This window comes from Brucella tritici, assembly GCF_902825325.1.
In the GTDB taxonomy this organism is placed as follows: Bacteria; Pseudomonadota; Alphaproteobacteria; order Rhizobiales; family Rhizobiaceae; genus Brucella.
This window is the reverse complement of sequence record NZ_CADEAR010000006.1, coordinates 83,945-108,517: the sequence shown is the minus strand read 5'-3', so window position 1 is coordinate 108,517 and position 24,573 is coordinate 83,945. Positions and strand designations below refer to the sequence as shown.

Here is a 24,573-nt window from a genome sequence, read left to right as displayed (position 1 = left end):
ACTCGCCGCTCCGGGATTTTTATAGTAGCCCGTTCAAGCTATTTCCGAGTTATATTAGAGACTTGCGATTTATGTCTCATTGAGGCAATTCTTTTAAACATAGTTGTGCTTATTTAGGTTTCCTCGTAATATAAAACCGTTATGCTACCTATGATTGTGTCATTAATGGCACGCATAAACAAAAAATTGTAGGAAGTGCATGGTGGTATCTTTCCCCTCACAGGCGTTCCTTTTATAAGGCCCGCAAAATAAAGCCCGTTCATCTGGGGTTCAGGCGGGGTCGTTGATCATCCTCACTCAGGGTTGGGAGTGCGAGGGCATGAAGAAGACTGCTCTTTTGAAAGCAGCACTGATAACGCTGTCTGTCGTGTTGTTCTCGATAGGAGCGACGTCGATTGTGGCTTATTCAGCTGGCGTAAGCCCGGGCGTCGTTGCGCTTACTCTAAGCGCAGGGATTCCTGCGGCTACAGCTTTCCCTTCCCTTGCATATATTTTTCATCAGCATGGCAAGCTGAAAGATGCCTATCTCCAGCTCGAAAAGGCGCATGTCGAACTGCAGGCGCGCTCGAGGATCGATCACATGACTGGCCTTCTCAACCGCGAAGCGCTGTTTGAATCCATGAAGATCAGCCGCTCCCGTATCGAGACCGGGACATTGCTCGTCGTTGACGCAGATCACTTCAAGGCAATCAATGATACGTTCGGACACGGGGTGGGCGATCGCGCTTTGAAGCTGATTGCTTTCGCACTCCAGAATGTGACACGAAAAGGTGACCTCGTCGGTCGCATTGGCGGGGAAGAGTTTTGTGTTTTCCTGCCGGGGGCGAGCGGCGAAACCGGTATGCGTGTTGCACAACGTATTCGCGCGGAAGTGGAAAACACACCGTTTCATACGACCGAATATCAGGTCTATCCGTTGACGATCAGTATCGGCGTTGCCTCTGCACCGAAGAACGAGACGAATTCGCAGGTGCTCAGCCGCGCGGACCGCTGCCTCTACATGGCCAAGCAGCGCGGACGCAATTGTGTGGTCTTCGATGAGGAAAGCGGGCGCCTGGCCAGCGCGTCCGTCGTTTCTATAGCTAGTGCTCGTGAGGTGGCGCGCGGATAGCGCCACGGATCATTTCCAGGGTTCGATGACTTCTTCGGACCATCCCACAGGCACGAAACCCATTTTCTGGTAGAGCTGCAATGCACGCGGGCTGTCAAGCGTGTTGGTGTGGATCATCACCTTTTCCGGGCCATGCGCCCAGGCGGCGGAAATGGCTTCACCGAGGAAGAACTTGCCCAGTCCCCGTCCCTGAAAATCATTGATAAGGCCGAAATAGACAATCTCGGCGGCTTCCGGCAAGGCTGAGAGATCAAGCTCGACGAAACCTGCCGGGCAGCCATCCGCGTAAAGGACATGGATTTCAGTCGTATCGGCGTGAATTGCGGTTGCAACTTCCCCGTCTGTCTGTACACGCCGCATCATCCAGTGATGCTTGCGGCCGACCTGTTCATAGAGATAGCGGTAATAATGGACCGGCATGGTGCCCGCGCGCATGATCGCGAGGCGGATACCAGACGGCACTGGCACCTGAGTGGCCTGACGGGCAGACATTTCCAGATGGGTGATGCGGGCGGTCAGTTTTCCGGTCATATTTATTCGGCTTCACCGGTGACAACGGGCGTATCCTGCCTGCTGCCCCACTCACTCCAAGAGCCATCGTAAAGACGATTATCCGTGTGACCGACCGACGCCAGCGCCAGCATGATGACCGCCGCCGTTACGCCGGAGCCACAGCTTGTAACCACCGGCTTGGAAAGATCGACCCCGGCTTCATCGAAAATCTTGCGCACGCTCGCCAGATCCTTCAACTCACCGTTTTCAGACAAGGTGCCGACGGGAACGTTGCGCGCTCCGGGCATATGGCCGGAGCGCATGCCCGCACGTGGCTCGGCATCGCGTCCCGTGAAGCGACCGGCTGCGCGTGCATCGGCGATCTGCGAGCGTCGTTCGTCAACGATTTCTCGCATCTGTTTGAAATCAACGACTGCTGCCTCGTTGAACGATGGCGTGAACAGCGTTGGCGCAATCCTTGTCACTTCATCGGTGACCGGGTAACCGGCCTTTTTCCAGCCGTCGAAGCCGCCATCAAGCACATAGGCATTTTTCACACCCATGACACAGAACATCCACCAGACGCGCGGCGCTGAAAACATGCCAACCCCGTCATAGACCACGACAGTCTCATCAGCCGTGATTCCCATGGCTCCGACATGCTGCGCAAAAAGCTGTGGCGACGGCAGGGTGTGCGGCAGGCCGGATTCCTTGTCAGCAATCTTGTCCTGATCGAAGAATACGGCGCCCGGAATATGTCCTGCGTTGTATTCGCTCTCACCATTGCGTCCAGCAGCCGGGAGATACCAGGAGGCATCGACAATCGCGAGGCCGGGCTTGCCGAGCCGCTCTTTCAACCAGTCCCGTGAAACGACGAAGGCGCTTTTCTCTACCATGGGTCAACACTCCTCAAGCATGTTTCGCAAAACCGGAAACATGCGGAAAACAATGGGTTCAAGCCTCTGGCAGGGCGCCAAAACGAATTCGGAACCGGCGGTTTTCCTTGCCCTTTTTCTCGATCTTGCCGATGTGGATTTCACCCACTTCCTGCGTTTCGGAAACGTGCGTACCGCCGCAAGGTTGTGAATCCACCACACCGTTTTCGCCGATGAGAACAAGGCGTATCCGACCGAGCCCGACCGGCGGACGCACATTCTTCGACTTCACGATATCCGGATTTGCGAGGAATTCTTCATCGCTGATCCAGCGAATGGCAACCGCGTCATTGACGTTCACCCGCTCCATAAGCTTTTCCGTCACGAATTCCTTGGTGTAGCTTGCGTCGGGAAGGTCGAAATCAACGCGACTTTCATCCTCGCCCACCGCAGCGCCAGTAATCGGGAACGGGCATACAACGGAAAGCAGGTGACAAGCCGTATGCATCCGCATCAGCTTGTAGCGACGCGGCCAGTCGACGTGCAGGACCAGCTTCTCACCGACTGTGGGCGAAGCTTGCCCTTCTGCTGGAACATGAATGATTTCGTTCTTGTTTTCGCCGGTAACAGTCGCGGTTATCGAGATACGAGAACCATCCGCGCGTTCAAAAAAACCGATATCCCCTGGCTGGCCACCAGAGGTCGCATAGAAATTTGTCTGGTCGAGAATGATCCCGCCCGTTTCGGTAATGGCGAGAACCGTGCCCTCCGCCGTTGAAAGATAGGAATCTTCGCGGAAAAGCGCTTCGGTCTCGTATGCCATGATTATCCCTCGAACGGTATGTCTATCTCGGTATTCTTCTCCAGCCATCCCGGTACGGGCAGTTTCTTGCCGTGCAGGAAAGCAGGATTGAACAGCTTGGACTGGTAACGATTACCATAGTCGCAAAGCACCGTCACAATTGTGTGGCCCGGCCCGAGATCTTTTGCAAGCCGGATTGCGCCTGCAATATTGATACCCGAAGAACCGCCGAGGCAAAGCCCCTCATTTTCCACGAGGTCGAACACGATATCAAGCGCCTCCGCGTCCGACAGGCGATAGGAGAAATCGGGAGTGAATCCTTCAAGATTGGCAGTAATACGCCCCTGCCCTATGCCTTCTGTAATTGAGTCGCCTTCGGCTTTCAGTTCGCCTGTCGTATAGAAGGAATGAAGTGCGGCTCCATATGGATCGGCAAGTGCGATCTTGATGTCGGGATTGTGGTTTTTCAGGCCGAATGCAGTGCCGACAAGCGTTCCACCCGATCCGACAGCGGCGACAAATCCATCGACCTTACCGTCAGTGTCGCGCCAGATTTCCTGTGCTGTCGTTTCGATATGGGCTTGCCGGTTGATCGGATTGTCGAACTGGTTAGCCCATACCGCACCGTTAGGCTCCGTCTTTGCCAGTTGTTCGGCCAAGCGTCCGGACAGGCGCACATAATTGTTCGGGTTTCGATAGGGGGCGGCTGGAACTTCGATCAGTTCCGCACCAAGCAGGCGCAGGGCGTCCTTCTTTTCCTGGCTTTGCGTTTCGGGAATAACGATCACGGTGCGATAGCCAAGCGCTTTTGCAACCATCGTGAGGCCAATGCCGGTATTGCCCGCCGTACCTTCAACGATGACCCCGCCGGGCTTCAAAAGTCCGCGTTTTTCGGCATCGCGAATAATATAGAGCGCTGCGCGGTCCTTTACCGACTGGCCGGGATTGAGAAATTCGGCCTTGCCATAAATTGCACAGCCGGTCAGTTCGGAAGCCTTCTTCAAATGGATCAATGGCGTATTGCCGATAGCGTCTAGCACTGATTGGAACATGGCTTCCGTCCTTCCTGTTTCGCAGAGGACGTTATGAGGAAGCGCCCTGCCCTTCAAGCAAGCATGGAATATTTTTCCAGCCTTTTACGCAAACTGAAACCGGTCTCGCGACCACAAATAGAAAAGCCGCCCGAAATGGGCGGCTTTTTGGAAAAATGTTTGAGGTATGTGACTTACGCTGCGCGCTGTCCGCCATTGCCGTTGGCATTGCGACGCTTGCGGCGGAACGGACGCTTCGCTTTCGGTGCAGCTTCACCGCTCGCGTGAGCGCCTCCGCGATGTTCCCCAACCTTCGGAGCGGCACGGCGCGGCTTCTGTGGCGTTCCGCCTTTACGATGCCCGGTCTTCTGCGGACGCTCGCCCGGAGTGGTGGCTCGCGGAGCTGGAGCCGGCGCAAGCTCCACAGGTGCATCCTTGATCGGAAGCTTGTTGCGCGTCACACGCTCGACCGCTCTCAGCTTGGATTCTTCCGCTGCTGGATCGTAGAGCGTGATTGACGCGCCGCTGGCACCATTGCGACCCGTGCGGCCAATACGGTGGACATAGGTTTCCGGCTCATCCGGCAGATCGTAATTCACGACATGGCTGATGCCGGGCACATCGATGCCACGAGCAGCAATGTCGGTCGCGATCAATATCCGCAACGATCCATCACGGAATCCGTTCAGCGCGCGCTGACGGGCATTCTGCGATTTGTTGCCGTGGATGGCGGCGACTTCATAGCCATCGCGTTCCAGATGACGGACCACCGCATCGGCACCGTGCTTCGTACGGGTGAAGACGATGACCGAGCGCATGGCCTTATCGCCCAGCAGCGCAGAAAGAAGACGACGCTTCTCCTTGGTGTGCACGGGATGCACGACCTGCGTGATTTCGGCAGCCGTCGTTCCCTGCGGAGCGACTTCGACACGAACCGGATCGCGCAGCAGGCTCCCGGCCAGCGATGCGATTTCCTTTGGCATTGTTGCCGAAAACAGCGCGGTCTGACGGTCGGAATGGGTTGCCTTTGCGATGCGCTTCACGTCGTTGATGAAGCCCATATCCAGCATACGGTCAGCCTCGTCGAGAACGAGCCAGCGCGTCTGTGACAGGTCTACCAGACCGTCACGCATCAGGTCGGTCAGACGACCGGGCGTGGCGATCAGAACGTCGATGCCCGGCGCGATACGCTTGATCTGGGACAGCTTGGAAACGCCACCAAGAACCAGCGCTGTCGAGATATGCGCGTGTTTGGAAACATTGCGGATCGTCTGTTCAATCTGCACGGCGAGTTCCCGCGTCGGTGCGAGGATCAGTGCGCGTGCGGTCTTCGGACGGCGCTTGTCGCCGAGGCCGATGATTTTTTGCAGGATAGGCAGGCTGAAAGCCGCGGTCTTGCCGGAGCCGGTCTGGGCGATGCCCAGAATATCGCGACCTTCAAGCTGGTGCGGGATCGCCTGTAACTGGATAGGCTTCGGCTCGGTCATGCCAGCGGCTTCAACGCCCTTGAGCAAAATGCCGGTAACGCCAAGAGCGGCAAAACCGCCCGTAATTTCTTTTGTCAATTCAATCTCTTTCGGCGGCGCCATGATTGTCACGGTCCGCATCCAAATGCCGGTCAAGCGCAACTTGCCGAACTCTATCTGTTCAATGATGACGACGGGACGCCGAAGCTTGTAAACTCCTGGCGACTTGCGCTGCCGTGCCCGAACATTTTCTCGGGTCTCCCCGCTTCCAGACCATTCTGGAAGACAGAGGCGAGACGCAACAAGTCCAATGCCGGGAAAGCCGACGAAAACGTCGGCCCATGCGCCTGACGCGGCATATGGGGTGTTTTCGCCGAAAAAGCAACTGATTTCGCTTAAGCCACCGAAATCAGATGATGAAATCAGCGAGCACCTGATTGTCCGTGATGTCCTGATAGGCCCAACCGGCTTCTGCAAATTTCTTTTCCAGAAGCTTGAAGTTTGATGCGTTCTTCGTTTCGATGCCGATCAGCACGGAACCGAAATTGCGCGCCGATTTCTTCAGATATTCGAAACGCGCAATATCATCTTCCGGTCCCAGAAGATCAAGGAATGAACGAAGCGCACCCGGCCTTTGCGGAAAGCGGAAGATGAAATATTTCTTCAAGCCTTCGAAGCGCAGTGCGCGCTCACGCACATCCGGCAGGCGTTCGAAATCGAAATTGCCGCCCGATACAACAATGACGATGCGCTTGCCTTTGAGATCACTCTTCTTGAAATCCTTTAGCGCATCAATGCCGAGCGCGCCGGCAGGTTCAAGCACAACGCCTTCAATATTGAGCATTTCGATGATCGTTGCGCAAAGCCGGTTTTCCGGAACCGTTATGACAGTTTTCGGATCGAACCCTTTGAGAAGCTTAAAGTTTTCCTTGCCGATCTCAGCAACAGCCGCACCATCGACAAAATTGTCGACATGGGTGAGCTTGATACGCTTGCCTGCCTCAAGACTTCCTTTCAGGCTCGCTGCGCCCTGGGGCTCGATGAAGCGGAAATTCGTCTTCCAGCGCAGATCGGAAACATATTGCGTAACGCCACCGGATAGTCCGCCGCCGCCGACAGGCAGCAGGATGAAGTCGGGCTTCTTCCCCTCAGGCAGTTGCCGTTCGATCTCAAGCGCCACCGTAGCCTGCCCTTCGACGATACCGGGATGATCGAAAGGCGGTACCATCACGCCCTTTTGGCTTGCGGCAAATTCCTGTGAGGCAGCATAGCAAACATCGAAAATATCACCCACCAGCTTGATTTCGATGAACTCGCCACCAAAAGCGCGTGTCTTGTCAATTTTCTGCTGCGGCGTCGTAACCGGCATGAAAACCACGCCCTTGCGGCCAAAATGACGGCAGACGAATGCAAACCCTTGCGCATGATTACCTGCAGAGGCGCAAACGAACACGACATTCTTGTCTGTTGTTTCGACCGCTTTGGAAATGAAATTGAAGGCGCCGCGAATCTTGTAGGAGCGAACGGGAGTAAGGTCTTCGCGCTTGAGCCAAATCTCCGCACCGTACTTCCGGGACAAGTAATCGTTGAGCTGCAGCGGTGTTTCGGAAAACAACGCGCGCATTGCCTTTTCGGCCTCGGATACGGATTTGACGAAGGCGGTCATTATTCGACTTTCTGCATTTCCTACGGGTTTTAGCCCATCGCTACATGGGTTTGACAATGCAGACAAGGTTGAAGCTCGCCAGACCGTGAAATCAACGATTTAGAGTAAGCATATATTCGGCAATGCTAACTGTTGATGTTAGCAGGCTTTGTGGCTTGAATTCATGATACAAATCATGACATAGACAATGGCAATTGCTGCGGTCGTGGCGAAATTGGTATACGCAACGGACTTAAAATCCGTCGTCTTTTAGACTTGCGGGTTCAAGTCCCGCCGACCGCACCATTCTCCTTTTTTGCTCTCTGTTTTTCCGTTATCCGTTACGGGCAACCTCGCCTTGACGGTTTGCTGCCCTATCCTCCTGTCTTCCCCTTATCGAAACAGATGCAGACGGAACAATGGAAGAACAAGCCACACAGATTATCGCGAATACAAACGCATTCGTTCTCCAGATTTACGACCTTCTCATACGATATTCGGTCTCCACTCTCGGCGCGCTGATTATCCTTTGTGTCGGCTGGTTACTCGCCGGAATCCTTCAGAAATGGACGATACAGTCGTTATCGAAAATTCGCGGCTTCGATCAAACGCTTGTCGGCTTTTTCGGCGCTGTCGTCCGATACGGCATACTCGTCATCATTCTGGTTATGGTTCTTGGACAGTTTGGCGTCCAGACAGCTTCCATTCTCGCAGCCCTCGGTGCAATTGGTCTCGCAATTGGGCTAGCGCTTCAGGGCACGTTACAGAACATCGCTGCAGGCATCATGCTTCTGGTACTCCGACCGTTTCGCGTCGGGGAATATATCAGCGCCGGCACCATTGTCGGCACGGTACAGGACGTCGGCTTGTTCGCGACGGAGCTTAAAACCGGCGACGGGCTTTACGTACTGGCCCCCAATTCCTCGCTCTGGAATACGCCCGTCACCAATTACAGCCGCATGAAAACCCGCATGCACGATTTCAAGGTCGGGATTGGCTATGAAGACGATATCGATCAGGCATTCGCTATCATGAAAAGTGTCATTGAGGATCAGGAAGGTGTCCTATCTACACCTGTCCCAGCCTATTTCGTATCGCAGCTCGGCGACAACGCCGTCGTTCTCAGCGCCAACTACTGGGTAAACAGCGCAAAATATATACAGGTTTCCCGCCATACGATCAAAGCGGTGAAGGTCGAGTTCGACAAAGCAGGGATCAACATTCCCTACCCGCAAATGACTTATCATGTTGTTGAAAAAGACAATAAAACAGAAGGTACTAAATAAGTTTTCTAAATGATCACTTTGGGAAAAGCCGCAGACTGAATCTGCGGCCTTTCTATACCTCACATGGGCTTAGCTGTGCAGCTTGGCGGTGATTTCTGCAACACGTTTACCCTGAAACCTGGCTCCGTCCAACTCCTGTTCTGAAGGCTGGCGGGAGCCGTCACCGTCCGCGGTCGTCGTCATCCCATAGGGAGCACCGCCGCGCACAACATCGTTCCCCATCTGCCCCTGATAGGCGTAGGAAAGTGGGACAATGATCATGCCATGATGCTGCATCTGCCACTGTGTGGAAATCAACGCCAGTTCCGCACCGCCATGCTGTGTGGCAGTTGAAACCATCACCGATCCGACCTTGTTAATGAGAGCGCCTTTCGCCCAAAGTCCGCCGGTCTGGTCGAGAAAATTCTTCATCTGGGCAGCCATCATGCCGTAGCGGGTAGCGGTACCGATAATGATGGCATCGTAATCGGCAAGCTCAGCCGGTGTGGCGATTGGCGCATCCTGGTCGACCTTATAATGCGAGGCTTTCGCAACATCAGGTGGAACCAGTTCGGGCACCCGTTTGAGGGTAACCTCCGCACCGCCTTCCCGCGCCCCTTCTGCAGCTGCCTTGGCCATTTTTTCCATATGACCATAGGCCGAATAATACAGCACCAGCACTTTAACCATGTGACGTCTCCATATCCCGTTTTGTGAGGCCCCAACCTCGACAGGTTCAATTAGGGGAGCGGCCTTCTTTGGAAAGACGCAACTTCTCGCAAACGAAGGAAATGCTGAAATAAAGCAGTTGCAGCCTTGTCCTGCTGGCGCTTAACTGATGCCAGAAAATGGAGTCTGGATATGACCAACAATCCGCAGCAAGCCGTCAAGGCCGCCATGCTGGCAATTGGCGACGAGCTTCTCTCGGGCCGCACCAAGGACAAGAATATCGGACATCTTGCCGATGTCCTGACAGTGGCGGGCATTGATCTCAAGGAAGTACGGATTGTTCCGGACGAAGAAATAGCCATTGTAGCGGCTCTCAATGCGTTGCGACCGCATTTTGATTATATCTTTACGTCAGGCGGGATAGGCCCTACCCATGACGACATTACCGCTGATGCCGTTTCCGCGGCCTTTGGCGTGCCGTGTATCTATGACGAGAAAGCCATGAAGCTGCTCGGCGACAATTATGCAAAGCGCGGACTGGAATTCACCGACTCACGCAAGCGCATGGCGCGCATGCCACAAGGTTCGGAGCATATCGCCAACCCAATCTCTGCTGCGCCGGGTTTTCATATCGGCAATGTCTATGTGATGGCGGGTGTGCCGTCTGTCTTTCAGGCGATGCTCGACAATGTTCTGCCTACCTTGAAGACGGGCCGCAAACTTCTGTCCAGATCAGTACTCTGTCCCTTTGGCGAAGGCGTAATCGGCGCTCCTCTGACGGAAATCCAGAAAGAAAACCCCGACACGATTATCGGCTCCTATCCGAAATTCGAAAATGGGCGTTTCAGTACAGAGTTGGTTGTCCGTGGAAGCGATCCAGAAAAAATCGATACGGCAATCCATGCAATCGAAAAAATGATCTCATCGCTCGAGACTGAAGGGGCAGCTTAATCCTCTGCAACCTTTTGCCCGCGCAACTCGTTGCACTATATGCTAAAATAGAAAAACAGCCGGAAGGAGTTCGGTCATGTCCTACAAGACGGTGGTTGCCTATTCTCGCAGTGAATCCGAGTTGAAACGGGTGGTGTCCGCCGTTGGACTTCTAAAGCAGAAAGTGCCTGATATTCATGTCATCGGGCTCTATTCCATTCCTTCTCCTATCGTCTATGCCGACCCGAACGGCTTCATCGATCCGGGAATGTTCGAATTGCATGATAAGCAGCACAAGGAGCTGTCCGAAAGACTGAAACATGTCTTCGAAGAGGAAATGCGCCGTCAGGGCATCAATTATGAGTATCGCATCACGCGTTCGGAAACGGGCACAGCCGCAGACGGCGTGCTGACGGCATGCCTGGGAGCGGAATTGCTGGTTGCCGGACAGCCCGACCCGGACGATCCCGCCACCAACGACGAAACAGCCGATACAATTGTTTTCAATTCGAGCTGCCCTGTTTTGCTGGTTCCCTATGCGCCGGTGCTGCAGATGGTGTCGCTCGACCGCATCGTCGTCGCCTTTAACGGCAAGCGGGAAGCTGCCAGGGCCGCATTCGACGCCCTGCCCCTGATGAAACATGCAGACAGAACGGAAATCGTTTGGGTCGATCCGCCGGAAATCGAAGGCGAGGATCAGGCTTTGGCGAGCCATGATATTGCAGAAGCATTGTCGCGGCACGGCATCAACGTAACCCCTACCGCCATTGCATCCAACGGACGCTATGCGCAGGATGCGTTGCGGGAACATATCATCGCGGAACGCGCCGATCTCCTGGTGATGGGGGCTTACAGTCATTCCCGGTTGCGAGAACTGGTCTTTGGCGGCGTAACGCGCTCCATGTTGAACGAGCTTCCCATTCTTACGCTTTTTTCCCGTTAGAAAGCCTGTTTCAGCCATTTTTCTCGCCAACCGGCGTACAATGACACGACACGCTTGCAAGAACACCATTTTTGCGGTTATCAGCATCACCCGGCGCTGACTGTGCCGGGTGGAGAGCCTTTTCCTCTCCCGCCGCCCGCCTGAAATGGGCGCGGATGAAGAAAAGCTGCAGATCCTGACAGTTACAGCGCTTGGCAATCCGTCACAGCGCATTTTTGGTTTTTAAAGGTCCGGAGAACGAACTCCGGATCGTTCCACGGAGCGTTTCGATGTCCTTGCCAGATAAAGCCTTTCCCGTTTCCTGGGATCAGTTCCACCGCGATGCCCGCGCCCTCGCCTGGCGCATTTCCGGCATGAATCGCGAATGGCACGCAATTGTCGCCATCACCCGTGGCGGTCTGGTTCCTGCTGCCATCGTTTGCCGTGAGCTGGGCATTCGCCTCATCGAAACCGTCTGCATCGCGTCCTATCATGATTACACCTCGCAGGGCGAAATGCAGATTCTCAAGGGCGTAAGCGAAACGCTTCTGGAAAATGGCGGCGAAGGCGTCATCGTCGTTGATGATCTGACCGACACCGGCAAAACCGCAGCCATCGTACGCGAAATGATGCCGAAGGCCCATTTTGCAACGGTTTATGCCAAGCCTAAAGGCCGTCCGCTGATCGATACCTTTGTAACAGAGGTTTCTCAGGACACCTGGATCTACTTCCCCTGGGATATGGGCTTCACCTATCAGGAGCCGATCGCAGGCGACAAGCGCGGCTGACACGTTGCGCATCCGGTCAGAGAACCGGCGCGAACTCGATATCCGTTTTATAAAAACGCTATGAAACGAAAACAAATGAACGCGGTTGTGGTGATATTTCCGCCGCAATCGCACCTTATGGAAAGCGCTCCGAATAAAGCCGATTAAGGGCGGATAGCGTTTTCAAGGCTGCTATCCCTACCCCGAAGTTTAGTAATACCTTTAAAATAAAAGCTTTTTTCAAATATTTTCAAAGGTCTGTTGCCTAACTAACCAGTTGTTATTTTGGCGAATCGGATCATGCTATCAGCAAAAGGGGATTTTCGCGGTGAAGTCGCAAGTAAAACAACTGATTGCAACCGAAAAGCGTATTCTGACGCCTTCCGGTCGTTTGCAGCAAGTTGCGGCGCTTGTTTATCGTCGCGATATGGGCTCCCTCAAAGTTCTCGTCATCACGAGCCGCGGAACAGGCCGCTGGATCATCCCCAAGGGCTGGCCGCAAGTCGGTCGCACGCTTGCGGAAACAGCACTTCGTGAAGCCTATGAAGAATCTGGCATTCGTGGTGAGGTTTCTCCCGTACCAATTGGCAGTTTCTGCTATTGCAAGACGGATCTTCCGCCTGAACGCATAAACCAGTTCACGGCAGCGGTATTCGCGGTGCAGTTTACTGGGCAGGAGAAAGACTGGCCTGAACGGGATCAACGTATATGCGAATGGGTGTCGCCGCAGGAGGCGGCCCATCGTGTCGAAGAAACCGAATTGAAGCAGATATTGAACCAGTTTGGTGATTCGGGGATCGCTGCGGCTGCCGAGTGAGCAATTGGCGGCCTGCCTTGGCAATATTTACTCTGGATAGCGGTCTTTCTGCGGGGATTTCCGCTTGCTTTAGCGCATTCTGCCGAAATTACCCCTCAAGCTGCCACTACAAGCGGCTTTTCTGGCTCCCAAAATCTCGTAGCCGGCTTGGTTCGCAAAAGTGTCGCTTCTCCCCGTTATCCACATTTGCTCCAAGCTGTTACGCACAATATCTAGATGCTGGAGCGTTGCAGTAAACCATTGCTTGACGGTCGCAGCCGAGTCGTTTTTTATGGGGTTATCGTTGCGTAAGTAGCGTGATCGGATGTTGTAATCTGCCGGTCTTTTTTTCGGTCAAGTTGAGTATCGAACGGGCGTAGCGCTTTGAAGGTGCGATTTTCGCTCGGTGCTTTCTTGCGCCCAGAATCTGGGCGTGCCGGTCTCTGGAGAAGCAGATGCAGCGTCGAGCAGAAACAGCGTTAACACTAGATTTAGTATTTGCGCTCATGCTTCTTACAAGATAAGGTGTTTTTCGTTCCGCTGATTTTGAACTGCGATAGTGCCAGCAAGGTTGCAATTAAGCTCCCCTGAGGCGTTTTTTCGTGGCTTTAGATGAGGTGGAAGTGGATTTCCGGGAGTTTTCTCCCCAACAGCACGTTCTTCCCCGCAGAAGAGCTGTTTTGACAGAGACGCGATACAGACAGGCCGTGGCTGAAAACCGTCACTAGAGCTACTATATATAGAACGTTTGGATGGGACAGATGAAGATCGAACGCCGTTTCACGAGAGAGAATCAGTCGGCCTATGCGGACATCGCGTTCCGGACTGCGACCAGCGAGATCAAGAATCCCGATGGATCCATCGTATTCCGTCTCGAAAACATCAATGTGCCCGCGCAGTTCAGCCAGGTTGCCGCTGACATTCTCGCGCAGAAATATTTTCGCAAGGCTGGCGTCCCCGCACAGCTGAAGAAGGTCGAGGAAAACGACGTTCCTTCGTGGCTGTGGCGCTCTGTTGCCGATGAGGAAGCACTCGCCAAGCTGCCGGACAATGAACGCTATGGCTCCGAAATGGATGCCTGCCAGGTTTTTGACCGTCTCGCCGGCACTTGGACCTACTGGGGCTGGAAGGGTGGCTATTTCGCCTCCGAGGAAGATGCCCTCGCCTTCCGCGACGAGCTTGCATACATGCTCGCAACGCAGCGCGTGGCTCCAAACAGCCCGCAATGGTTCAACACTGGCCTGCATTGGGCCTATGGCATCGACGGTCCCGGTCAGGGCCATTTCTATGTTGACTGGCAAACCGGCAAGCTGACGAAGTCCAAGTCGGCCTACGAACATCCGCAGCCGCATGCCTGCTTCATCCAGTCCGTTGGCGACGACCTCGTCAATGAAGGCGGCATCATGGATCTGTGGGTCCGCGAGGCACGTCTGTTCAAGTATGGTTCCGGCACCGGTTCCAACTTTTCCTATCTGCGCGGTGAAGGTGAAAAACTGTCTGGCGGCGGCAAGTCTTCCGGCCTGATGAGCTTCCTCAAGATCGGCGATCGAGCTGCGGGCGCAATCAAGTCGGGTGGCACGACCCGCCGCGCTGCGAAGATGGTCGTGGTCGACATCGATCATCCGGATATCGAGGAGTATATTGATTGGAAGGTCAAGGAAGAGCAGAAGGTTGCTTCGCTCGTTACCGGCTCCAAGATTGTCAAGCAGCATCTAACCGCCATCATGAGGGCTTGCGTCAACTGCGAAGCCGACAATGATGATTGCTTCGATCCATCGAAGAACCCTGCCCTGAAGCGCGAAATCAAGGCTGCAAAGAAAAACCAGGTTCCGGAAAACTACGTCAAGCGCGTGATCCAGTTTGCGCGTCAGGGCTATACCGACATCCAGTTCAAGACCTATGACACGGACTGGGATTCGGAAGCTTATCTCACCGTATCAGGCCAGAACTCCAACAATTCCGTCTCGCTGAAGGACGAATTCCTGCGCGCTGTCGAAAACGACGGCGACTGGAACCTGACAGCTCGTCGCGACGGTCGCGTCATGAAGACGCTGAAGGCGCGCGATCTTTGGGAAAAGATCGGTTACGCCGCCTGGGCCTCCGCTGATCCGGGCCTGCACTACAACACGACCATGAACGACTGGCACACTTGCCCGACGGCTGGTCCGATCCGTGCTTCCAATCCTTGCTCGGAATATATGTTCCTTGACGACACGGCCTGCAATCTGGCGTCGATCAACCTGCTCACCTATCGCAACAAGGACGGTTCGTTCGATATTGCGGCTTACGAGCACACGGCACGCCTGTGGACCATCGTTCTCGAAATCTCGGTGATGATGGCGCAGTTCCCGTCGAAGGAAATTGCCCGCCTCTCCTATGAGTACCGTACGCTCGGCCTCGGCTATGCCAATATTGGTGGTCTGCTGATGACTTCCGGTATTCCTTATGACTCCGACGAAGGCCGTGCGATCTGCGGCGCGCTGACGGCGATCATGACCGGCGTGGCCTATGCCACCTCTGCTGAAATGGCAAAGGAACTCGGAACTTTCCCGAGCTATGAGCCAAATGCCGAGCACATGCTGCGCGTCATTCGCAACCACCGCCTCGCTGCCCATGGCGAGACCGAAGGTTATGAAGGCCTTGCCGTCAATCCAGTGGCGCTGATTGCCGAGGATTGCCCCGATCAGGACCTGATCACCCATGCACGCGCGGCCTGGGACAAGGCGCTGGAACTCGGCGAAAAGCACGGCTACCGCAACGCACAGTCCACTGTTATCGCGCCGACCGGCACGATCGGCCTCGTCATGGACTGCGACACGACCGGCATTGAACCGGACTTCGCATTGGTGAAGTTCAAGAAGCTGGCCGGTGGCGGTTACTTCAAGATTATCAACCGCGCCGTACCGGAAGCACTTCGCACACTCGGTTATTCGGAAAGCCAGATCGCCGAAATCGAAGCCTATGCTGTCGGTCATGGCAACATCAATCAGGCACCGGGCGTCAATCCGTCGTCGCTGAAGTCCAAGGGCTTCACCGATGAGAAGATCGAAGCCCTGAATGCCGCTCTCAAGAGCGCCTTCGACATTAAGTTCGCTTTCAACAAGTGGACGCTGGGCGAAGAATTCTGCAAGGACGTGCTGAAACTCACCGACGAACAGCTCAACGATTTTTCGTTCGAAATGCTGCCGGCGCTGGGCTTTGCTAAGAAGGACATTGAAGCCGCCAACATCCATGTTTGCGGTGCAATGACCCTCGAAGGCGCACCTTTCCTCAAGGAAGAGCATTACGCCGTGTTCGATTGCGCCAATCCATGCGGCAAGATCGGCAAGCGCTATCTGTCAGTGGATAGCCACATCCGCATGATGGCTGCCGCGCAACCGTTCATTTCGGGTGCGATTTCCAAGACGATCAACATGCCGAACGATGCCACCGTCGAGGACTGCAAGAACGCCTATATGCTGTCCTGGAAGCTGGCCCTGAAGGCCAATGCGCTTTACCGTGACGGTTCCAAGCTTTCGCAACCGCTCAACGCTGCGCTGATCTCCGACGATGAGGACGAAGACGATGCAGTCGAGGCACTGATCGAAGCGCCAGCAGCCGCTCGTGCCGTTCAGGTGACGGAACGTATCGTCGAGAAGGTTGTCGAAAAGATCGTACATGAGCGCGATAAGCTTCCGAACCGTCGTCAGGGATATACGCAGAAGGCGGTTGTTGGCGGACACAAGGTCTATCTGCGCACTGGCGAATTCGGTGATGGACGCCTTGGCGAAATCTTCATCGATATGCACAAGGAAGGCGCTGCGTTCCGTGCGATGATGAACAACTTCGCCATCGCGGTGTCGCTCGGCCTGCAATACGGTGTGCCGCTCGAAGAGTATGTGGAAGCCTTCACTTTCACGAAGTTCGAACCGGCTGGCATGGTCATCGGTAACGATGCCATCAAGACCGCGACGTCGATCATCGACTATGTCTTCCGCGAACTGGCCGTGTCCTATCTCGGTCGCAATGATCTCGCTCACGTCGACACAAGCGATTTTGGCAATACGGCGCTCGGAAAGGGCATCAAGGAAGGCAAGACCAATCTGGTTTCGACCGGCTGGACGCGCGGTTACAAGCCTACGCTGGTGACGAATTCGGGCAACGAAGCCAAGGGATCGACGAGCTCGGCACCGCAGGCTTCCAATGTCACAACCTTGAAGTCGTCGGCACCGGCGAGTAATCGCCCTGCAACTATCGGTCTGGTGACGGACGGTGCAACCGCCTTCAAGCGCGAGTTCGAGGAACAGCCTGCTCCGGCGCAACAGCAGGAAAGCTCATCGGCAACCGAACTTTTCTCGGATAAGGCTGCCGCGGATGCTGCCTCTGCCCGTGCAGAAAGTGCAAATGCTGCCAAGAAGCTGGAAGCTGATCGCCGCATCAAGTCGATGATGCAGGGCTATACAGGCGATAGCTGCACCGAGTGCCAGAATTTCACCATGGTTCGCAATGGCACCTGCCTCAAGTGCGATACTTGCGGAGCAACGAGCGGCTGCAGCTAAGATTAGATTGTATAAAAATAGTAAGAAAAGCCCGCCTTGCGCGGGCTTTTCTGTATTCTTAGCCTGTGGAAATAGAATATGCATGCCGAATGTAATCATATAGCTACATGTAACAATTCAATTAATTTGGGAACGAACTGACTATTCCAACGTTCAGTCTAAGCAACCGAACGTATAAAGGAGATAGTTATGTTCAGAACTAAACTTCTGACGACGACGTGTGCATTGCTGATTGGCGGCGCAGCTTATGCTCAGACAACCGCGCCAGCGCCCGCCCCTGCCGAGCCCCCGGCAGCAGCAGAGGAAATGCCGGTTTCCTCTAAGGACATGTTTGGCAATCCCACATCGGGTGAGACCGACAAAGTCGGCTTTCTGGAGCCGAAAGAAGGCCAGCTTCTGGTCTCCTCTTTCATCGGGCAGAACGTTTATGAAAGTGACGCAGCTGACGCCCAGACCGTTGGTAAACTGAATGACCTTATCGCTAGCCCCGAAGGTGAGATTGAGGCCGCAGTGATCGGCGTGGGCGGCTTTCTTGGTATCGGTGAAAAGGATGTTGCCGTAAGCCCGGATCAGTTGCAGCTTGCAACCCGTAGCGACGGCAAAAAATGGCTGGTCATCAAGGCAACCAAACAACAGTTGACGGATGCACCAGCATTTGACCGCTCTAAGCTTTTTGCGGATGGCGTAGCCGACCCTTCAGCGGCAAACGAGACGAATGCTCCGGCAACTGATGCGCCAGCAAGCGACACGGCTCCCGCATCGCCACCTCCGGCACAGTAATATCGTTTCAATATTCAACACAACAAGTCTACCCCGGCCTATTGGCCGGGGTTTTAATGAAAAATGGGTACTGCTCGCGGTTGAAATCTTCATACGACCGCCTTAATTCCGGGTAGAACGCACTACAGTCACCGCAGCACAGCTTTTAAATCTCACCAGGTTAATCTCAGGAAAGTCTATTGTCGGAATTTTTTATTGCTCATCCTTGGGCGGAAACGCTTAGCGCGCTCGGGGGATTGTTTCTTTCAGCTTTCATTGCAAACTTTCTGATCAAGGCAATTTTGCTCAAGCTACTTGATCGTATTGTCCAGAAAACATCGTTCGGGCAAGACGAAGAGCTCAAGAAACACGGTGTCATCAGCCGTCTTGCCAACATCGTTCCGGCCTTGATTATTTCATCTGGAATCATGGCGGTTCCGGGACTCCCCGAAGGCGTGATCACGGTCATCCGGAATGTGGCTATCGCCTTTATCATTCTGACGCTGGCTCTGGCGGTCAACGCCGTGTTCGGGCTTGTCGACACGCTCTATCATCGCCGTCCAGAGGCGAGATTCCGCCCCATGAAGGGCTATATTCAGGTCGCCAAGCTGGCGGTTTATATCATCGCGACCGTCCTCATCATCGCGACATTGCTGGACAAATCGCCGGTTATCCTTCTTTCGGGTGTCGGTGCCATGGCCGCCGTGCTTATCCTGGTCTTCCAAGATACGTTGCTTTCACTGGTCGCCAGTATGCAGATCGCCTCTTCCAATATGGTCCGTGTTGGCGACTGGATCGAAATGAAGAACCTCGATGCCAATGGCGATGTGACGGAAATCGCGCTCTACACCGTCAAGGTCCAGAACTTCGACAAGACGATCACTACCATTCCAATCCGCAAACTCATCACCGAGCCGATGAAGAACTATCGCGGCATGCAGGAATCAGGTGGGCGACGCATCAAGCGCGCGCTTTACATCGATCAGAACACTATTCGCTTTCTGTCGGATGAGGAACGAGCCAGACTTGGTACCGTTGACTGGCTGGCGGATTATCTGCCGAAAAAGGCCAAGGAAATCGCCGAATGGAACCAGAAGTTAGGCGACCGCGCCAACAATCCGGTCAACAGGCGCCAGTTCACCAACATCGGTACGTTTCGCGTCTATGTGGACAATTATCTGCGCAATCATCCCGGTGTGCATAAAGGCATGACGTTACTGGTGCGCCAGATGGACCCTACGCCTGAAGGCCTGCCGCTTGAAATCTACTGTTTTACGAACACAACCGTCTGGGCATCCTTCGAACAGATCCAGTCGGATATTTTCGATCACCTTTATGCAGTTTTGCCAGAATTTGGCCTCAGCGCCTTCCAGAATCCGAGCGGCAATGATTTTCGCAAACTGACGATCAGTGCGCCTGTCGGACAGCCTCAATAATCTTGGCGTTCAGGTGCTGAACATTGTAGCGCGCACGTGATGGTGTCAGGCCAAGACGGACTACAGCAAGATGCATCGATGGAACGATCATCACGCTTTGCCCGTCATGCCCTGACATCCAGAAAGCATCTTCCGGAATGCCGTCCTCACCTGCCCTCACACCGCTAATCTGCAGCCAGACTTGTGCCGAACCATAGCGTCCTTCGGACTCTGGCCTGGGTTTGCGCATAAATGAAATAAAGTTCGCTGGCAGGACAGGCTTTCCGTACAGATTTCCGCCATCCGCGAGAAACGCGCCGAGCCGTGCCCAATCCCGGGCCGTAGCGTACATATAGGAAGAACCGGCAAAGACGCCCGATGCATCCGTTTCCAGAATGGCACTGCTCATGCCAAGCGGACCGAAAAGTGCCAGTCGTGGATAGGCCAGAGCCTCCTCGCGACTATTGAAACTGTCCATGAACAGCTCTGACAGAATATTGGCCGTTCCACTGGAATAATTGAATTTTGTCCCTGGCACTGCCTCGAGCGGTAAAGACGCAGCAAAGCCAGCCATGTTAGGCTCCAGATAAAGCATGCGCGTGACATCGGTGACGGTGCCGTAATCTTCATCGAAGCGCAGGCCGCTATTCATCGCCATCAGGTTTGCGAGAGAAATCTTCGTCCGTTCATCGCTTTTCCATTCCGGCAAAAGCGCGTTGCTTTCCAAACTCATGCGCCCTTCGGCAATGCGCATGCCAATCAATGTCGCAATGACGGACTTGGTCATGGACCAACCAAGCAAAGGCGTATCGGCGTTAAAACCCGGACCGTAATTCTCGGCGATCAGCTTGCCATCGCGGATGACCGCAATCGCGCGCATACCTGGACCAGCAAGTGCCTGATCCTCAATCACAGCCTGCACTGCTGGGTCGGCCTCAATCCGGATCGGCTCCGCCGGTACCTGCGGGCCTGCTGGAATTTCAACGCGCAAATCGTCTTTCTGGATATTCGCGCATCCAAGTGCAGGGCGATAGGTTGCGGTACTTGGCGCAAAAAAACCGAAAATACGCACCGTCACGCTGGTGTTATTCTTGTCGAGAGAGGCATTCAGAAATCGCAGAAGCGGGTTTCCCGGTGCCTGGACATCGTCTGCAAGGACGGCATCAGCATCCCGGTCCGCAATGAAAACATTCGAGCAGATGATCTTGGCGGCATAGCCGGTTCCGACACGCAAAAGTTCAGGCGGCTTGATGGCCAGCCAGAAAGTTACTCCAAGCACAATGGCAAGCAGAAGACCACCGACAAACTTCAAAATGCGCTTCATGCTGCCCCTCGCGAATAATCATATGTCGGATCATATCAGGCCGAGATAACTTGCCAACTCCCGCGCGGCGCTGCCGCCTGCCCTGTTTGCACCGATGGTCGAGGCAGACGGGCCATAACCAACAAGATGGATGCGAGGATCAGCGGCAACCTGTGTCGCCAAACGACCGGTCATGAGGATGCCACCTTCCGTATTACGTAATTGCAACGGGGCAAGATGGTCAAGCGAGCTACGAAATCCCGTGCACCACAGAATAACATCGAAGGATTGTTCGGTTCCGTCGTCCCACTGAACACCCGTTTCCGTGATCTCGCTGAACATTGGCAACCTGTTGAGCACACCCCGAGCACGGGCAGCTTCGATTGCCGGCGTCAACGGCAGGCCTGTCACTGAAACCACCGAGCCCGGCGGCAGGCCGCGGCGTACACGTTCTTCCACCAAAGCCACGGCAGCACGGCCAAGCTCCGGCGTAAACGGGCCTTCCCGGAAAGCAGGCTCCTTCCGCGTGACCCAAACAGTTTCCGTCACACGCGATATCTCATCCAGAAGCTGCACAGCAGAGATGCCCGCGCCGACAACCAGAACACGTTTGCCCTTGAAGACATCTGCTGTTTGATAGTCACGTGTGTGAAGCTGCTGGCCTTTGAACAGTTCTGCACCGGGATAAGGTGGAATATAGGGCGTTTCCCATGTACCAGTTGCGTTGATGATCCCGCGTGCCGAATAGTTGCCCCGATCGGTCTCCACACGAATCCGTTCTCCGCGGTCACAAACCACTTTGACCATGACGGGCCGGTGCACTGGAAGATCGAACTTTTCTTCATATGCGCGATAATATTGTGGGACAGCAACTGATGCGCGCACTTCGCCATTGGTCGTTTCGACGATATCCTCAAACTTCATGCCGGGGAGATCGTGAATCGCGTTCGCGGTTCTGAGCGTCAGCGAAGGCCAGCGGAATTGCCAGGCTCCGCCCGGCCCTGCAGCCTTGTCGAGAACCACGAATTGCCGCTCTCCTGCAAGCCCAAGCTTATTTAAATGAAAGGCCGATGAGAGCCCCGCCTGTCCGGCTCCAATGACCACGATATCGACCTTGCGGGCGACTTTCACATGGCCGTTATCGGCTGGCTGATGATCGACGGACTGTGTATCTGACATGATGCGCAACAAGCTTCCAAACATTATCGGTGTCCGTAGATAGGGATCAGACGACGGCACTGAAAGCCACCTATCCCACCGCCGCAGCGCCGCGCAGTCTTTTGTTGCGCCCCTCCCATACACTCACGACCAGCATGATAACCGTCGTCAATATGCCCATTTCCAACAGATTGGCCACATAACCGACCGGGATTGCAACCATCAGGGCCAGAACGCCGAAAAAGTGCGATATGGGAATGACACCATAGACGACCTTCTTGTAGATGGCGCTGCCAATCAGATAGATCGCCGGTCCTGCCACCAGAATGAGAACATAAGACGTTTTCAACGGATCGTGTGGGTGCTCCATCACCAGATCGTTTCCGACTGCCGTTGCGATAATACCTGCAACCAAAATGGCATGGACATAATGGAAATATGCGCCAATCCGCCCGGAATCGGTGGAATGGGTGATTGTTTCTGTTGCGTCCTTGCTGGAAGTGCCAAAATACAGCCACCACATGGCAAGCGTACCGACAAAAGTTGCAAGCAGGGCCGACATGAGAGCCATGTTCCATTCTTCAGCACCGGAAAGGGACGCACCAGTAGCCAGCAACGTTTCGCCGAGCGCCACGATCACGAACAACTGGCATCGTTCTGCAAGATGTCCCCCCTCGATGGTCCAGTCGCTGGTATGGGAACGTCCGAGGCCCGGTAGCGCAAAGCCCAGCATCGGCGATAAGTATTCGCAAAGCACGGCAATCAACCACAAGGCCATACGAGCCTCATGCTCGACAAAACAACCGGCTATCCAGAAAACAGCTGAAATCACAAACCATCCGAGCATTCGCCGGTAATTGGCAGCAAGCGGATGGTTCTGTCCCAAAACAAACACGATATAGGCAGTTCGCCCAGCCTGCATTGCCACATAAGCCAGTGCGAATATCCAGCCTTTGTCTGCAAAAGCGCCGGGGATGGACGATGCCATAATCAAACCAAGCAGCATGACGCAGAACAATAGGCTGCGTATCTGCGGCGTCTCCGGGTTGAACCAGTTTGTTACCCAGCAGGTATATTGCCAGCCGAGCCATACTGCGAACCAGAGGATCAACGTTTCCACAACGCCGGTCAGCGTCAGATTGTGCAAAAGCTCATGGCTCAATTGTGTAACTGCGAAAACATACACCAGATCGAAGAACAGTTCCTCGAAGGTAACACGGGCATGATGCCCGTCTCGTTGTCTCAAAAGCGGGTGTGCAGCGACGGTAGAAGCTGTATTCATGCGAATGTACCTTCCCCTCAGACGCAAGCATTCAATGCTCCTGTCTGGCAGATTAGCCCGCAGTCGATCAGCCGTATATCCGAATGTGCTGATTTCCACTTAAAGAAGGTCGTGTCAGCTTATCTCTCGCGGAGCGTGTTGCCTGCCCTGAGCCATGCATCGATACCGTCCGCCGCCGCACGGCCCATCGCGAAACAGGCAGTCAGAAGATAACCGCCGGTTGGAGCCTCCCAGTCGATCATCTCTCCTGCAACAAAAATGCCAGGCAGCTTTGGCAGCATGTAGTTCTTGTCGATTTCGTGCCAACGAATACCGCCTGCCGACGAAATCACTTCATCCAGCGGGCGTGGACGGAGCAGCGGAATGGAAAGAGCCTTGATCGTGGCGGCCAGCGCTTTCGGGTTTCTGTCGCGGGTGAACTCAGTCACAAGAGCTGCCTTCACGCCGGTCAGACCTGCCGCCTTGCGCAGAAGATTGCCGAAGCTCAGCTTTGCATCTTGCCGGGAAATGTCAGCCACCAGCCGCTCAAGAGTTCGTCCCGGAACAAGATCAAGTGTCAGAAACGCCTTTCCGTTCTCCTGCAAGCTGTCGCGCAGAGCTGCGGAATGGGCATAAACGAGGCTACCCTCCACCCCGCCGCGCGTAATGACAAACTCGCCCTGTGTCGTGCCTGCACTGGACGTCGCGGTGACCGACTTCACCGGTTCACCGGCAAAGCGTTCGACAAAAAAATCACTCCAGGCAACATCAAAACCGCAATTTGCAGGTTGAAACGGCGCTATATCGATTAATTTGCGTTGAAACCCATCAATCCAGAGGCCATTGGAACCGAGTTTTGGCCAGCTTCCGCCACCAAAAGCAAAGAGCACAGCGTCACATGTAATCGTCTGAATACCATCCGGGTTCTCGATACGGAGACCATTGCCCTCGAAGCCAAGCCAGCGATGTCGAGTGAGAATGCGAACACCCTGATCTTCCAGACGTTTTCCCCACGCCCGCAAAAGCGGCGACGCCTTCATCGCCTTGGGAAAAACACGGCCGGATGAACCGATAAAAGTCTCCGCACCAAGTTCATCCGCCCATATGCGTAACTCGGTCGAACCAAAAGCGGTCAACGCTGGTAATATACGGTCGCGGCTTGAGCCGAACCGCTTCGCAAAAGCTGCAAATTCTTCCGAATGCGTAATATTCAGACCAGACTTGCCAGCGAGCAGAAACTTGCGACCAACCGTGGGCATCTGTTCGTAAACCGTCACGCGATAGCCTCGCGCTGACAGTCTTTCGGCGGCCATCAGACCAGATGGCCCTCCTCCAAGTATAGCGATACTGCCTTCAGGCATCACGGTG

At 54.6% G+C, this 24,573-nt stretch carries 20 protein-coding genes and 1 tRNA gene; 10 read left to right on the top strand and 11 right to left on the bottom strand.

Translation table 11 applies throughout. The features are described from left to right. Nucleotides 1-319 precede the first annotated feature (319 nt). The gene (locus tag HWX93_RS10440; protein WP_109988135.1) at nt 320-1,111 is read left to right on the top strand and encodes a GGDEF domain-containing protein; all 792 of its coding nucleotides are present in this window, start codon (nt 320-322) and stop codon (nt 1,109-1,111) included. Nucleotides 1,112-1,120: 9 nt separating this feature from the next. Here the strand turns inward: HWX93_RS10440 and HWX93_RS10435 are convergent, their stop codons facing one another. The 6 genes from HWX93_RS10435 to ilvA all read right to left on the bottom strand — a co-directional run bounded on the left by HWX93_RS10435 (nt 1,121) and on the right by ilvA (nt 7,446). Beyond that, a complete protein-coding gene (locus HWX93_RS10435; protein WP_176037334.1) occupies nt 1,121-1,642 on the bottom strand; it encodes a GNAT family N-acetyltransferase in 522 nt (173 codons plus the stop codon). 2 nt (nt 1,643-1,644) lie between these two features. Beyond that, on the bottom strand, nt 1,645-2,499 hold the full coding sequence (gene sseA / locus HWX93_RS10430) for a 3-mercaptopyruvate sulfurtransferase (protein WP_176037333.1): 855 nt from the start codon (nt 2,497-2,499) through the stop codon (nt 1,645-1,647). 58 nt (nt 2,500-2,557) lie between these two features. Next, on the bottom strand, nt 2,558-3,301 hold the full coding sequence (locus HWX93_RS10425) for an alanyl-tRNA editing protein (protein ID WP_176037332.1): 744 nt from the start codon (nt 3,299-3,301) through the stop codon (nt 2,558-2,560). A gap of 2 nt (nt 3,302-3,303) precedes the next feature. Next, complete coding sequence (locus tag HWX93_RS10420; RefSeq protein WP_176037331.1) at nt 3,304-4,332, bottom strand: cysteine synthase A; 1,029 nt, start codon at nt 4,330-4,332, stop codon at nt 3,304-3,306. A gap of 173 nt (nt 4,333-4,505) precedes the next feature. After that, nucleotides 4,506-5,900 carry a DEAD/DEAH box helicase gene (locus HWX93_RS10415; protein WP_176037444.1) on the bottom strand — a complete coding sequence of 465 codons (1,395 nt, stop codon included), beginning with the start codon at nt 5,898-5,900 and terminating at the stop codon, nt 4,506-4,508. Nucleotides 5,901-6,186: 286 nt separating this feature from the next. After that, nucleotides 6,187-7,446 carry a threonine ammonia-lyase IlvA gene (gene ilvA / locus HWX93_RS10410; protein WP_176037443.1) on the bottom strand — a complete coding sequence of 420 codons (1,260 nt, stop codon included), beginning with the start codon at nt 7,444-7,446 and terminating at the stop codon, nt 6,187-6,189. Nucleotides 7,447-7,642: 196 nt separating this feature from the next. Between ilvA and HWX93_RS10405 the strand changes: the two genes are divergently transcribed. Both HWX93_RS10405 and HWX93_RS10400 read left to right on the top strand, forming a co-directional pair. Continuing rightward, a tRNA-Leu gene (locus HWX93_RS10405) sits at nt 7,643-7,728 on the top strand. 113 nt (nt 7,729-7,841) lie between these two features. Continuing rightward, complete coding sequence (locus HWX93_RS10400) at nt 7,842-8,708, top strand: mechanosensitive ion channel family protein (RefSeq protein WP_109988141.1); 867 nt, start codon at nt 7,842-7,844, stop codon at nt 8,706-8,708. A gap of 69 nt (nt 8,709-8,777) precedes the next feature. Here the strand turns inward: HWX93_RS10400 and wrbA are convergent, their stop codons facing one another. After that, a complete protein-coding gene (gene wrbA / locus HWX93_RS10395) occupies nt 8,778-9,377 on the bottom strand; it encodes an NAD(P)H:quinone oxidoreductase type IV (RefSeq protein WP_176037330.1) in 600 nt (199 codons plus the stop codon). A gap of 171 nt (nt 9,378-9,548) precedes the next feature. On the opposite strand from wrbA, the gene HWX93_RS10390 reads away from it, so the two are divergent. The 7 genes from HWX93_RS10390 to HWX93_RS10360 all read left to right on the top strand — a co-directional run bounded on the left by HWX93_RS10390 (nt 9,549) and on the right by HWX93_RS10360 (nt 19,504). Continuing rightward, nucleotides 9,549-10,307, top strand: coding sequence for a competence/damage-inducible protein A (locus tag HWX93_RS10390; protein WP_176037329.1), 759 nt, complete (start codon nt 9,549-9,551; stop codon nt 10,305-10,307). Nucleotides 10,308-10,383: 76 nt separating this feature from the next. Further along, nucleotides 10,384-11,229 (top strand): universal stress protein, encoded by an 846-nt coding sequence (locus tag HWX93_RS10385; RefSeq protein WP_109988144.1) that lies wholly within the window; start codon nt 10,384-10,386, stop codon nt 11,227-11,229. A gap of 269 nt (nt 11,230-11,498) precedes the next feature. After that, nucleotides 11,499-11,996, top strand: coding sequence for a xanthine phosphoribosyltransferase (gene gpt / locus HWX93_RS10380; protein ID WP_109988145.1), 498 nt, complete (start codon nt 11,499-11,501; stop codon nt 11,994-11,996). Between the two features lie 307 nt (nt 11,997-12,303). Then, entirely contained in the window at nt 12,304-12,792 is a 489-nt protein-coding gene (locus HWX93_RS10375) for an NUDIX hydrolase (RefSeq protein ID WP_109988146.1), read from the top strand. Between the two features lie 740 nt (nt 12,793-13,532). After that, nucleotides 13,533-17,309 carry a vitamin B12-dependent ribonucleotide reductase gene (locus HWX93_RS10370; RefSeq protein ID WP_176037328.1) on the top strand — a complete coding sequence of 1,259 codons (3,777 nt, stop codon included), beginning with the start codon at nt 13,533-13,535 and terminating at the stop codon, nt 17,307-17,309. 189 nt (nt 17,310-17,498) lie between these two features. Next, the gene (locus HWX93_RS10365; protein WP_109988147.1) at nt 17,499-18,089 is read left to right on the top strand and encodes a PRC-barrel domain-containing protein; all 591 of its coding nucleotides are present in this window, start codon (nt 17,499-17,501) and stop codon (nt 18,087-18,089) included. Nucleotides 18,090-18,268: 179 nt separating this feature from the next. Next, nucleotides 18,269-19,504, top strand: a complete 1,236-nt coding sequence (locus HWX93_RS10360) for a mechanosensitive ion channel family protein (RefSeq protein ID WP_109988148.1) — start codon at nt 18,269-18,271, stop codon at nt 19,502-19,504. Here HWX93_RS10360 and HWX93_RS10355 read toward each other — a convergent pair. From HWX93_RS10355 to HWX93_RS10340, 4 genes are all read right to left on the bottom strand, one after another. Continuing rightward, nucleotides 19,476-20,807 (bottom strand): serine hydrolase domain-containing protein, encoded by a 1,332-nt coding sequence (locus HWX93_RS10355; protein ID WP_176037327.1) that lies wholly within the window; start codon nt 20,805-20,807, stop codon nt 19,476-19,478. The genes HWX93_RS10360 and HWX93_RS10355 overlap by 29 nt on opposite strands. Nucleotides 20,808-20,837: 30 nt before the next feature. Next, nucleotides 20,838-21,965, bottom strand: coding sequence for an NAD(P)-binding domain-containing protein (locus tag HWX93_RS10350; protein ID WP_176037326.1), 1,128 nt, complete (start codon nt 21,963-21,965; stop codon nt 20,838-20,840). A 70-nt stretch (nt 21,966-22,035) separates the two neighbouring features. Further along, a complete protein-coding gene (locus tag HWX93_RS10345; RefSeq protein WP_176037325.1) occupies nt 22,036-23,226 on the bottom strand; it encodes a low temperature requirement protein A in 1,191 nt (396 codons plus the stop codon). A gap of 119 nt (nt 23,227-23,345) precedes the next feature. Next, complete coding sequence (locus tag HWX93_RS10340; protein ID WP_176037324.1) at nt 23,346-24,566, bottom strand: TIGR03862 family flavoprotein; 1,221 nt, start codon at nt 24,564-24,566, stop codon at nt 23,346-23,348. Nucleotides 24,567-24,573: the final 7 nt, after the last annotated feature.